This is a genomic window from Pectobacterium hainanensis, from assembly GCF_046237015.1.
Classification (GTDB): domain Bacteria; phylum Pseudomonadota; class Gammaproteobacteria; order Enterobacterales; family Enterobacteriaceae; genus JBJYIN01.
In genome coordinates this window covers 95,771-108,293 of sequence record NZ_JBJYIN010000008.1, presented here as the reverse complement: position 1 = coordinate 108,293, position 12,523 = coordinate 95,771, and the positions used below count along the sequence as shown (strand labels likewise).

Here is a 12,523-nt window from a genome sequence, read left to right as displayed (position 1 = left end):
AGATCGTCGAGTTATAAGAGAGGTTCATAACTCGAGCCCGATCATTAGCAATAGAGCTCCTGCTATTTACGCCACTTCATAGCAATAATTCAGGAAACCCTGCAAAACATTAGAAATGTGTTTCTGCCGATGATGTACCAGGTAAAGCGTACGGGTGAGTTTGGGTAGCGGCACCGCTAATTCCACTAACGCGCCCGTTGCCAACTGCTCGGCAATAACATGGCGGGACAGGCAACTGATACCAATACCGTGCCGAACAGCATGTTTAATCGCTTCAGAGTTCCCCAACTCCATCACCAGACGGAAATGAGGTAACTGAGTCAGTAGCAAATGATCCAAGACCTCTCGAGTCCCCGAGCCCTGCTCACGCAATATCCAAGGCGCATCGGACAGTGCCTGTAATGAAATTGTCTGCTGACTGAGCGGATTATCAGGAGAGCAAAACACGACTAATTCATCTTCCAGCCAAGGCTGGGTAACCAAATCAGTATGGTGGCATGGGCCTTCAATAAGCCCAAGATCGACGCTAAACGCCGAAATGCCCGAAATCACGTCCTGAGTATTGCCGACATGCAACTCCAAAGGTATCTCAGCAAAATCCTGCCGATAGCGGGCAATCATGGCGGGTAAGAGGTAATTACCGATAGTACTGCTGGCATAAATGCGCAATGCGCCGTTGTCATGGAGAAAAAGTTGCTCAATTTCCAGCGACTGTTCAAGTAACGAGAGTGCTTTCGGGTACAACAACCGCCCATGTTCATTCACGACGAGCCGTTTACCCACACGATCAAAAAGTTGTACTCCCAATTGCCCCTCTAAATCGGCCAATGCCGCGCTAACAGCGGATTGAGAGAGTGCAAGAACAACAGAAGCCTGCGTAGTGGAACCACTTTTCAGGACTTCTGCAAAAACTTCCAACTGACGTAACGTAATGTGCATAATGAATTCTTTATCGAAAATACCAATAAGTTATAAGTATATAATCAATTTCTATTTTGACCCTTCTGATTATAGGCTAGGCCCTCAGCTCGATATTCTCAGAACAGGTATACAAGATGATTGCCCGCCTTGCAGTACGACACCATATCAGGCCATATTTCGGCGTAAAGACACGATTTCCCGGTTTACTTATCGTTAGTCTAATCACTTTTTTTACTCTCTGGCTGGCAAATATTCCTAAAGTGTCACAATGGGGACCAGGATCATTAACACTGGCGATCATAATAGGGATTTTACTCGGAAACACATGCTACCCTCGCCTACATCGCTACGGAGACGCTGGGGTGCAATGGGCAAAACATCATCTCCTACGCTGGGGTATCATACTTTACGGATTCCGCCTCAGTTTTCAGCAAATTACGACCGTAGGCATCTCCGGTATCGCGATTGATCTGACCATCGTTGCATCAACATTTCTGCTCGCTTACTGGCTCGGGCAACGCGTATTTAAGCTTGAGCACGAAACGACTATTCTGATCGGTGCAGGCAGCAGCATCTGTGGGGCCGCGGCCATTCTGGCTACCGCGCCCGTCGTTAAAGCATCCAGCGATAACATCGCTATCGCCGTCTCAACCGTCGTTATTTTTGGAACAACAGCCATGTTCCTTTACCCGTGGTTATATCAGCTTAATCTCCATTATCACTGGCTGACGCTTACCTCACAGGGATTTGGCATGTATCTGGGTTCCACCATTCATGAGGTTGCTCAAGTTGTCGCCGCTGGACATGCCATTAATCCTGAGACAGAAAATATTGCGGTTATCGCTAAAATGCTGCGAGTCATGTTACTTGCCCCGTTTTTGCTGGCCCTTGGTTTCTTTCTCAAAAACAGACGACAGCAAAACGCAACAACAGCCACGACACCACTGATATTTCCCTGGTTTGCCTTATGGTTTATCGCCGTCGCGGCATTCAACTCCTGTCAGCTTCTTCCCACCAAGATGGTCGACTTATTACTGACGCTGGATAACCTGTTGCTCATGATGGCGATGATTGCATTAGGGTTGACCACACGCCTCAGTGCACTCCGACAAGCAGGAGCAAAACCAATGTTGTTGGCCCTCATCCTATTTTTCTGGCTGGTGATCGGCGGCGCTGGGATTAATCTGGCGGGAGAACAGTTATTTCACTTGCAGTAAATAGGATAATTTTCCGATTAATGTCTCATGAGCCTCTTCGACAATGCCATAATGCTGCGTCATAAAGAGGAGAAGACCATGAAATACGTAGGTGCGCACGTCAGTGCAGCCGGTGGTGTCGATCAAGCGGTTATTCGTGCCCATGCGTTGAACGCGACAGCATTTGCGCTCTTTACCAAGAACCAGCGCCAGTGGGAAGCGGCACCGCTCAGTGAAGATATCATCGCGCGTTTTAAAACGGCTTGTGAACATTATGGCTACACACCCGCGCAGATTCTGCCTCACGATAGCTATCTGATTAACCTCGGCCACCCGGAAACAGCTGCGCTTGAGAAATCACGTATCGCGTTTATTGACGAAATGTCGCGCTGCGCGCAACTCGGACTGAGTTTGCTAAATTTCCATCCTGGAAGCCATCTGAAACAGATCACAGAGGAGCGCTGTCTGGCCAGAATAGCCGAATCTATCAACATCGCGCTGGAACAAACAAAAGGCGTAACGGCCGTCATTGAGAATACCGCCGGGCAAGGCAGTAATCTGGGATTCCGCTTCGAGCATCTGGCGGCAATCATTGATGGCGTGGAAGACAAAAGTCGCGTTGGCGTATGTATTGATACCTGTCATGCTTTTGCCGGGGGTTATGACTTACGAACCGAAGAAACCTGTGAATCGACGTTTGCCGAATTTGAGCGCGTGGTAGGATTCCGCTATCTGCGAGGCATGCATCTGAATGATGCGAAAAGTGGATTCAATAGCCGGGTTGACCGACATCATAGCCTTGGGGAAGGAAATATAGGTAAAACGGTCTTTAGCTATATAATGAAAGACCCTCGTTTTGATGGCATCCCAATGATTTTGGAAACCGTGAATCCAGATATCTGGGGCGAAGAAATTGCCTGGCTGAAATCTCAGTCCTAGCGCGATCGGCTAATAAAGAAAAACGCCCGCAGACATTGTGCCTGCGGGCGTTTTTTTAGCATAGCGATATGCCACCGTTGTCGGTTACCCGACTTTTACCATTTGTTCGTCAGGACGCTTCAGCAGCGCGTACATCAGGCCAGCAGCTAGCGTACCGGCAAGAATCGCCACCAAATAGCCGATAACCGGCGTAATTGCGCCTGGGATCAGCAACACAAACAACCCACCGTGTGGTGCCATAAGTTTTGCACCGACCATCATGGATAACGCGCCAGTCAGTGCGCCGCCAAAAATACAGCACGGTAAGACACGCATGGGATCGCGCGCAGCATAAGGAATTGCACCCTCGGAAATAAAGCACAGCCCCAAGACTAATGCCGCTTTCCCCCCTTCACGTTCCGTCGCATTAAATTTCTTACGGGCAACAAGCGTTGCTAGTCCCATCGCCAGAGGTGGAACCATACCCGCTGCCATGACCGCAGCCATCGGGGCATAAACCTGAGTGCTGAGCAATGTGGTGCCGAATACGTAAGCCACCTTGTTAACTGGGCCCCCCATATCGGTGCACATCATTCCCCCTAAAACAGCGCCAAGAATGACCGCATTCGCCGTTCCCATGGTTTGCAGCCAGCTTGTCAGGCCCGACAAGATTTTTGCCACCGGAGTACCTACGGCATAAACCATGATCAATCCCATGATCAAGGTTGCCAACAGTGGAATAATCAAAATCGGCTTAAGCGCCGACATACTCTGCGGCAGGTGGATATGATTGTTGATCGTTTTAACGATATAACCCGCGAGGAAACCCGCGATGATCCCTCCCAGAAAGCCCGCGCCCATCGTCACGGCCAGTACACCACCAGCCAGGCCAGGCGCAAGACCGGGTCGATCGGCAATAGAGAACGCAATATAACCGGCCAATACTGGCACAATCAGGGTAAACGCGGAATCGCCTATCATTTTAAGCGCCGCCGCCAACGTTCCCGGCTCTTTAAACGCTTCGATACCAAACATAAACGACAACGCGATGCATAACCCTCCCGCAACCACCACGGGCAACATATAAGACACCCCCGTCAACAGATGGCGATACGGGCCTGCTCCCCCTTTTTCCCCTGATGTACGGTGAGATTCTGACGCTGATTGTCCCGCTGGCTGATACACCGTCGCTTCAGACTGCGCTTTATCCAACTCCTGTGCCGTTTTTTTCAGCGCCAGACCGGTAGACGTGCGATACATTTTCTTACCGGCAAATTTACTTAAATCCACTTCGATATCAGCAGCCACAATGACCACATCAGCCAATTCGACCTCTTCGGCAGTAATCGCGTTGCCTGCACCAACGGAGCCACGAGTTTCGACCTTCACCCACCAACCACGTTTTTTCGCTTCGGTTTCAATGGCCTCTGCCGCCATAAACGTATGCGCAACCCCCGTAGGACATGCGGTTACCGCCACAATACGCTTAGCCGTCGTATTTTGCTGAACAGAAGCTGACGCGATGGTCTGGTAAGTTGTTGCTTCAGCTTGAGCCTGCGTCAGAAAAGATTCTGGCTGGCTGACTGCGCGAACCACGTCACCGATAAACACGCGCTTACCGTTTAACGCGCTATCGGCAACGGCCGCTGTGCCCAGCATGATGACCAGCTCAGCGTCGTCAATTTGCTCTGTCCACGTCACCCCGACTTGTGTCGCGGCGGCGCCAAGGAGGTTTTTCACCAGTTGGCTCCTCGCCAGCCCCAGTGATTTATCTAAAATCAGCAGCGTTCTCATTATGGTCTCCTGCTGTTAATTAAAGGGTTTCAGGTCGACACGCGCCATCATTGCGGCCAACTGAGGACGATCGGTAATACCAACGTTGCTTTGACTGACGGCCAATGCAGACACTGCTGTCGCCAAACGCAAAGTATGCTCACTGGACTCACGCATCAATAGACCATAAATCAGCCCACCCACCATGGAATCGCCCGCACCTACTGTACTGACCACTTCACAGGCCGGCGGCAATGCTCGCCAGGCACCTGACGCATTCACCCACAGTGCGCCTTCGGCCCCTAATGAGATCACCACATGCGCAATACCCTGTTCGCGCAACGCGTGCGCCGCATCGACGACATCTTCCAACGTAGGTAATTTACGCCCAGCCCAAATCTCCAGCTCTCTTCGATTCGGTTTCACCAACCACGGCGCCGCTTTCAAGCCTGCCACCAGCGCTTCACGGCTGCTGTCAAAAATAATGCACGGACAATGGCTACGCAGACGAGACATCCAGTCGGTAAAGGCATCAGGATCGACACCGGCAGGAAGACTGCCGCTAACCGCAACCATGTCGAATTGCCCTAACCAGCTCAGTGAGTCATTAACAAAACGCTGCCAATCTTGCTGTGTCACTTCAAAACCAGAAAAATTAAAATCGGTGACATCACCGTCTTTTTCCGTCAGTTTCACGTTAATGCGTGTGCGTCCGGGTACAACCTGAAAACGATTGGCGATACCCAGTTCACTGAATAGTTGCTGGAAACCATCTTGATTGTCTTTACCCAGGAACCCACCAACCGTAACGTCAATCCCGAGATCCTTCAGTACTTTAGCAACGTTGATACCTTTGCCTGCGGCATGCAGACCCGCCGTCTGAACCAGATTAACCTCACCCCGTTCAATTTCAGGGCAATAGCCAACCAGATCATAAGCTGGGTTCAACGTAATCGTCGCGACTCGCCTGCTCATGCTGCTCCCTCCCCTAAACCAGAGGTAATCGCTTCGCCAATGGCGACCAGCGCTTGCTCCGCATCACTGCCACTCGCAGTAAAACGTAATTTGTGACCTTTTTTTACACCTAAAGCGACGACTTTCATTAGACTACGACCATTTGCCGGTTTACCGGTCCCATCAAGATTCGTTACGGTGATTTCACTACTGAACTGTTTAATGACATTAACCAACATGGTTCCCGGACGTGCATGTAAGCCATGCTCATTGCGGATAGTAAACTCCGCCGTCAGCACGGTACTTTCCTCCGGCACATCGCTGGTTAATAATGCTAAAATCGTTGCTGCGTCAGCATTCAGCAGACGTTCAGCTTTTTGCGTGACAATCAAATTACTCAGATAATTAATCGGCACCAGCGCCTGTTCATCCGCGGCTGCGATGGTCACCAAAAGCGCCACCGTTTCGCCTTCAACGTTGAAAGGCACAGCCGGACGAACAACAGCCGCCGCGCTGCTGATGTTGCCTTCGGCACAGTCACTGAACCATATGCCCTGACCAAGATTCAGCGGCTTATTACCGACAGCGGCGCTGACGAAGCTGGCATCAACCGCACCAATTTGTTGCAAACGACCCGCATTTAGCGCTTGCAGTGTCATCAGGTTATCCGTTGTCACATCCAGCGAAATTAACGATGTATCAAAACGGAAATCAGCCAGCGTTTGCTCACCCATTAACAAACTGCGTAGCTCTTCACTTGACGTCGTACTTGCCAAACGAGTAGCGACACGATCATCACTCAGCACATGAGTTAACTGACGTAATAACGCCAAGTGCTCATCAGAACGAGCAGCGATACCCAACACAACATATGCTGTCTGATCGTCTCCCCACGCAATACCTTGAGGAAATTGAAAAACCTGGACGCCGGTTTTCAGAACCAAATCACGGGTATCGGTTGTACCATGAGGAATGGCAATACCACTGCCCAAATAGGTCGACGTCTGCTGCTCGCGCTGTAGCATCCCATCGACATAGGCCGCGCCGACGCACCCGGCCTCCGTCAGCGCGGCGGCAACAAGCTGTATAGCGTCTTGCTTGCTGTTGGCCACTGCGCCTAAATGAATATCTTGCTGTGACAACTGGAACATGGCTCTCCTCTCTTGCTGAAGTTGAATCGTTTCAGCTTTTATGAGAAAAAAATGTGTCTACTGTGAATGACGTTTCAAAAAAATATCGCTGAAACGTTTCAATGAGTCTCTTTCTATTGCGCATTTTATGCAAGTGTTCTGCATCAGCAAAATAACAAAATTTTGACATCACGCACATTTTCATCGGCGTGAATCATCATCGCGGGTAAAAAATCCGGCATCAGCTGAAGCCATGCTGAATAAAAAAATGAAACAGGTTTTCTGTTTTCCTCTAAACACGAGTAGTATGACGCGTCCGATGATTACCTCTGCCTGTTTTTTAAACATTATCAATTTATGCACACACCTGTTCACTCGGCTAAACGTCCGCTCGATCTGACTTCGTCAGCATTTTTAGTTATTGCATTCCTGACCGGAACGGCTGGGGCCTTACAGCTTCCAACGCTTAGCCTTTTCCTTTCCAGTGAAGTACAGGTTCGCCCATTTTTGGTGGGTATGTTCTATACGGGTAGTGCGGTGATCGGCATTATCGTCAGTCAGGTTCTGGCAACGCGTTCAGATCGGCAAGGTGATAGAAAAACGCTCATTTTTCAATGCTGTTTGCTTGGTGCATTGGCTTGCATACTGTTTGCCTGGAACCGTAATTACTTTATTCTGCTATTCATTGGTGTATTACTGAGTAGTTTTGGCTCAACCGCCAACCCACAGTTGTTTGCACTAGCACGGGAACACGCCGATCGTACAGGGCGGGAAGCGGCCATGTTCAGTTCTGTTCTCCGCGCTCAAATCTCGCTATCCTGGGTTATCGGCCCCCCCATCGCATTTGCTTTAGCATTAGGATTTGGCTTTACAACCATGTATCTGACCGCTGGGTTGGTCTTTGTACTCTGCGGCATACTGGTTCGACTTTTTCTTCCTTCCATGCCAAAAATGGTCGTAAAAACGGCTGCGACACTGGAATCTCCCCGCAATAATCGCCGGGATACCCTACTTTTATTTAGCGCATGCACGCTAATGTGGACGTGTAATGGCATCTACATTATCAATATGCCGTTATATCTGGTCCATGAACTGTACCTACCTGAAAAGCTGGCAGGGATCATGATGGGAACCGCAGCAGGGTTAGAAATTCCAACTATGTTGATCGCTGGATATGTTGCCAAACGCTTCGGTAAACGTTTCCTTATGCGACTGGCTATTTCTGCCGGGGTATTGTTTTATGCCGGATTGCTGTCGCTTGATAGTGAGATAGCACTATTAGCTTTACAACTGCTGAACGCGATTTTTATCGGCATTCTTGCAGGCATCGGTATGCTGTATTTTCAGGATTTAATGCCAGGCCAGGCTGGTGCAGCCACCACATTATTCACGAATACCACCCGCGTTGGCTGGATTATTTCCGGATCGCTTGCGGGTATCGTGGCGGAAATCTGGAGTTATCATGCTGTTTTCTTCATTGCACTGATCATGATTCTGGGTTCAGGCTACTGCATGTGGCGGATTAAAGACGCTTAGCTCACGCACGTCATCACGGAGCGGTATCCGCTTCCAGCGTAATCAGATAGATCAACGCCTCATCCCGATGGCTAAAACACATATCAGCCCTAGCTTGTAAGCCTGCACACACCGCTGGTCTGAGCGGCGAATGGAAGAGCCCACAGCGCATATCCATACCAAGGTGAATGCACGGTATATTAGCCGGTTTGCCATTAGGCATGCCCGGCAGTGGGCTGGATATTGAGGGCGCAATGCAACACGCGCCACAATCGGGGCGACAGTCCATCAGCAAGCTCTCCGGTGAGTAAACCCAAGCATGGGAATCACTCGTCACCATAACAGCCATCGGTATAAACACCAATGCTTAATCCTGTCATTTCAGCGTGCATATCTGCGACGTCTTTTACCGATACGATGAGGTTTAATAGTAGAAAATGCTGCCTATTCGAACATTTATTAATCATAAACCCTCGATAAAAGCACTCGGTAAGTTCATCCTATGGTTTACATTATTGTCGCTCACACGTACCATTGCGCTAGTACAACTACATATCTAGTACAACAACAGATAGTGTATTAATACCGAAATCATCCGAGTTGCAGGTCAAATTATTATGACTTTGAACGACCTACTAGCAACATGAAATATGACGAGCCTACCCATTCCGGAGTTTTTATGTCAACGGCGACAACCACAGCCCCTCTTTCCCGCCCGTCTATTTTAGGCGGAGCAATGATTATCTCCGGAACAGCCGTTGGGGCCGGGATGTTTTCAATTCCCATAGTGACCGCAGGTGTCTGGTTTAGCGGTTCGGTTCTGCTTCTGATTTATACCTGGGCCTGTATGCTGATTTCTGGCCTGATGATTCTGGAAACCAATTTACATTATCCAGCGGGTGCCAGCTTTCATACGATGGTAAAGGATCTACTCGGCAACGTGTGGAGCGCTATCAACGGTATCTCCATTGCCTTTGTTCTTTATATTCTCACTTATGCTTACATTTCTGCTGGCGGTTCGATTATTACGCATACGCTGGAAGGATATTTCAATCTTGGGCACTCGCTTTTCGGGTTTCTATTTTCATTGCTGGTTGCCTTGATTGTTTGGCTTTCCACCCGCGCGGTCGATCGTCTCAGCACCATTTTAATCGGCGGCATGGTGATTACATTCGCCCTTTCCGTCAGTGATATGTTTATTCAGGCTAATAACCAAATTTTGCTCAATACCCAGCAACAGGATCAGCGCTATTTGCCTTATGCACTGGCCGCCCTACCCTATTTACTGACGTCATTTGGCTATCACGGTAATATCCCGGGGTTAGTGAAATACTATCGAAAAGATGCAAAAGCCGTGGTACGTAGTCTCCTGTACGGTACACTCATTGCGCTGGTTATTTATCTGCTGTGGCAATATGTGATACAGGGAAATATCCCTCGGGTAGCCTTTATCACTATCGCAGCCGATGGTGGGAATATTGATAGCCTGCTGAAACAAATGGGTAGTGTGGCGAAAACACCCTACCTGATCCCATTATTGAACGCTTTTTCCTATATGGCCCTCGCCAGTTCATTTCTGGGCGTCTCTCTTGGCTTATTTGATTACATTAGCGATTATTTTAAGTTCGCTGACACCACAGGCGGCAGAACCAAAGCGGCGTTGGTAACGTTCACGCCACCGACATTGGCTGCGCTGATTTTCCCCAATGGTTTTATTTATGCGATCGGTTTTGCCGGTCTGGCGGCAACGCTTTGGGCCGTCATCGTGCCAGCCTTAATGGTTCAGAAGTCTCGCCATCGCTATACCGAATCCTGCCACGTAGGCGAAAAACCTTATCGGGTGCCAGGAGGCCACGCGATGGTGCTGTTTATTCTTGCCTTTGGCGTGATCAATATCATCGCCCATGTTTTGACATTAACTCACGTTCTCCCTGTCTATACTCAATAACAAGGTAACTACGGTGGTGAATGACAAATGGCAATCAATGATACGTGCAATATGAAATCCTGCTTGCCTGAATCCAGTCTCGCGAGTAACGTGTCGCCACAAAAATCCCACTCTTTATAACAGGTAATTTTTATGGCAAGAGCGAACGAAATCAAGCGCGGTATGGTCGTTAACTACAACGGCAAATTACTCTTCGTGAAGGACGTTGATATCCAAAGTCCCAGCGCCCGAGGTGCCAGCACATTATATAAAATGCGTTTTTCTGACGTCCGGACTGGTTTAAAGGTGGAAGAACGCTTTAAAGGTGACGACATTCTTGACACGATCACGCTGACTCGTCGTGCCGTAACCTTCTCCTATATCGATGGTGACGAGTATGTCTTCATGGATGATGAGGACTACACGCCTTACAATTTTAAGAAAGACCAAATAGAAGAAGAACTTCTGTTTATCCCTGAAGGGGGAATGCCGGGTATCCAGGTGCTGTCATGGGATGGACAGATTATTGCCCTGGAACTGCCGCAAACGGTCGATATGGAAATTATCGATACGGCACCAGGTATTAAAGGTGCCTCTGCGAGTGCCCGCAATAAACCCGCCACCATGAGTACGGGTCTGACCATTCCAGTGCCTGAATATCTCAGCGCTGGGGAAAAAATTCGCATTCATATTCCTGAACGCCGTTATATGGGACGCGCGGACTAACCGCTGAAACACAACGCGACAACACCGTCAAACGGCGGTGTTGCTTTTATTCGAACGTCTCTGGCCCTTTCCGCATATATACCCAAAATAATTCAAGTTTCAGGACAAAAACGGCAAAGCGTTTTTGAACAGCGCTTGCGCTGACCCCGAAGGGGTGAGGCCATAAGGCCGAATAACGCGGCAAGCGAAGGAATCCCGATGAGCTTACTTGAGTAAGTGATTCGGGTGACTGACAAATCTGCCAGAGGCAGGTTTGAACGCTGCTTGCAGCGGCCCTTTAGGGCGAGGCCCACGACGGGCCGAGTAGCGCAGCCAACGCACATGCAACTTGAAGTATGACGGGTATACATTAACGTTCCGCATCATCTTCTATATAGTATGCCGATATGTTTTAGGACGCCGAAGGCATTCAGGAGGTTATGTTGCTCACTAAAGTTAATCTTATTACCGGTTTTCTAGGCAGCGGTAAAACCACAACCATTCGTCACTTACTGTCACAGAAGCCGGAGAATGAAATATGGGCTGTGCTCGTTAACGAATTTGGTGAAATCGGTATTGACGGTGCCTTGCTGAATGACAGCGGCGCATTCATAAAAGAAATCCCCGGTGGTTGCATGTGCTGCGTTAATGGTCTCCCCATGCAAGTGGGTCTGAATATGCTATTGCAGCAAAAAAAACCAGATCGACTTTTGATTGAGCCCACGGGTCTCGGGCATCCCAAACAAATTCTTTCTTTGCTTACCGGAGAGACCTATATACCGTGGCTGACGTTACAGGCGACGCTGTGTCTGCTCGATGCACGCCAGCTTAGTGATACCCGTTACTGTGAAAATGAAAACTTTCGCGATCAACTTGCCGCAGCAGATATTATTATCGCCAATAAATACGATACTTATCAGAATGTCGATATTGCCACCTTACAGCAGTGGCAACGTACCAACGGCGACGATCGGTCTGTGGTCAGCGTGAGTCAGGGTCAGATCGATCCTTTACTGCTGGATCAACCACGACACAATGTCCGTGAGTTACCTGACGGCGAACATCATCATTCACATTCATTAACCAATGGATTGGCTGCGTTACGACTCCCCAGCGGACAACCCTGGCGCCGTGCGTTAAATCAGGGGCAAGGTTACCATGCCTGTGGCTGGATTTTCTCTCCAGATACCATTTTTGACACCGCTGCACTCTTGGACTGGGTACGTTTGTCACCGGTCGAGCGAGTAAAAGGTGTCATGCGAATAAAAGAAGGCACATTGGTCGTCAATCGTCAAGGATACGATCTGCGTATTGAAACCAAGGCCATCGCCCCACTCGACAGCCGGATTGAAATCATTCATAACACAGCAAGTGAATGGAATACGCTGCAAACGGCTTTGTTAAAGGCTCGTTTAACTACCGCCGAGTAAACTTATCTCCAACATATTTCGAATAGCAGGAAAGCATCGTGGTTCTCTCGAGCA

The 12,523-nt window shown here is 49.2% G+C and carries 11 protein-coding genes; 6 read left to right on the top strand and 5 right to left on the bottom strand.

Translation table 11 applies throughout. The features are described from left to right. Window positions 1-66 precede the first annotated feature (66 nt). Entirely contained in the window at window positions 67-939 is an 873-nt protein-coding gene (gene yieE, locus ACKPVM_RS10220; RefSeq protein ID WP_409308940.1) for a DNA-binding transcriptional regulator YeiE, read from the bottom strand. Between the two features lie 116 nt (window positions 940-1,055). Between yieE and ACKPVM_RS10215 the strand changes: the two genes are divergently transcribed. Together ACKPVM_RS10215 and nfo are read left to right on the top strand one after the other, a co-directional pair. Next, a complete protein-coding gene (locus ACKPVM_RS10215) occupies window positions 1,056-2,138 on the top strand; it encodes a YeiH family protein (protein WP_409308939.1) in 1,083 nt (360 codons plus the stop codon). A 78-nt stretch (window positions 2,139-2,216) separates the two neighbouring features. Next, window positions 2,217-3,056, top strand: coding sequence for a deoxyribonuclease IV (gene nfo, locus ACKPVM_RS10210; protein WP_409308938.1), 840 nt, complete (start codon window positions 2,217-2,219; stop codon window positions 3,054-3,056). Between the two features lie 84 nt (window positions 3,057-3,140). On the opposite strand, the gene fruA is transcribed toward nfo, so the two are convergent. Genes fruA through fruB form a run of 3 tightly spaced genes read right to left on the bottom strand, consistent with a single transcriptional unit; the run spans window position 3,141 to window position 6,913 of the window. Beyond that, window positions 3,141-4,829, bottom strand: a complete 1,689-nt coding sequence (fruA, locus tag ACKPVM_RS10205) for a PTS fructose transporter subunit IIBC (protein ID WP_409308937.1) — start codon at window positions 4,827-4,829, stop codon at window positions 3,141-3,143. A gap of 15 nt (window positions 4,830-4,844) precedes the next feature. Next, complete coding sequence (gene fruK, locus ACKPVM_RS10200) at window positions 4,845-5,783, bottom strand: 1-phosphofructokinase (protein WP_409308936.1); 939 nt, start codon at window positions 5,781-5,783, stop codon at window positions 4,845-4,847. Further along, the gene (fruB, locus tag ACKPVM_RS10195) at window positions 5,780-6,913 is read right to left on the bottom strand and encodes a fused PTS fructose transporter subunit IIA/HPr protein (protein WP_409308935.1); all 1,134 of its coding nucleotides are present in this window, start codon (window positions 6,911-6,913) and stop codon (window positions 5,780-5,782) included. The genes fruK and fruB overlap by 4 nt, the downstream gene beginning before the upstream one ends. A 336-nt stretch (window positions 6,914-7,249) precedes the next feature. On the opposite strand from fruB, the gene ACKPVM_RS10190 reads away from it, so the two are divergent. Continuing rightward, a complete protein-coding gene (locus tag ACKPVM_RS10190) occupies window positions 7,250-8,428 on the top strand; it encodes a sugar efflux transporter (RefSeq protein ID WP_409308934.1) in 1,179 nt (392 codons plus the stop codon). A gap of 13 nt (window positions 8,429-8,441) precedes the next feature. Here ACKPVM_RS10190 and ACKPVM_RS10185 read toward each other — a convergent pair whose 3' ends face one another. Continuing rightward, complete coding sequence (locus tag ACKPVM_RS10185) at window positions 8,442-8,696, bottom strand: YkgJ family cysteine cluster protein (RefSeq protein WP_409309033.1); 255 nt, start codon at window positions 8,694-8,696, stop codon at window positions 8,442-8,444. A gap of 390 nt (window positions 8,697-9,086) precedes the next feature. On the opposite strand from ACKPVM_RS10185, the gene mtr reads away from it, so the two are divergent. The 3 genes from mtr (at window position 9,087) to ACKPVM_RS10170 (ending at window position 12,469) form a co-directional block, all read left to right on the top strand. Then, window positions 9,087-10,355, top strand: a complete 1,269-nt coding sequence (gene mtr, locus ACKPVM_RS10180) for a tryptophan permease (protein ID WP_409308933.1) — start codon at window positions 9,087-9,089, stop codon at window positions 10,353-10,355. A gap of 132 nt (window positions 10,356-10,487) precedes the next feature. Next, window positions 10,488-11,060: an elongation factor P-like protein YeiP gene (gene yeiP, locus ACKPVM_RS10175; RefSeq protein WP_409308932.1), complete on the top strand. Its 573-nt coding sequence runs from the start codon at window positions 10,488-10,490 to the stop codon at window positions 11,058-11,060. A 422-nt stretch (window positions 11,061-11,482) separates the two neighbouring features. Continuing rightward, on the top strand, window positions 11,483-12,469 hold the full coding sequence (locus tag ACKPVM_RS10170; protein ID WP_409309032.1) for a CobW family GTP-binding protein: 987 nt from the start codon (window positions 11,483-11,485) through the stop codon (window positions 12,467-12,469). Window positions 12,470-12,523 lie beyond the last annotated feature (54 nt).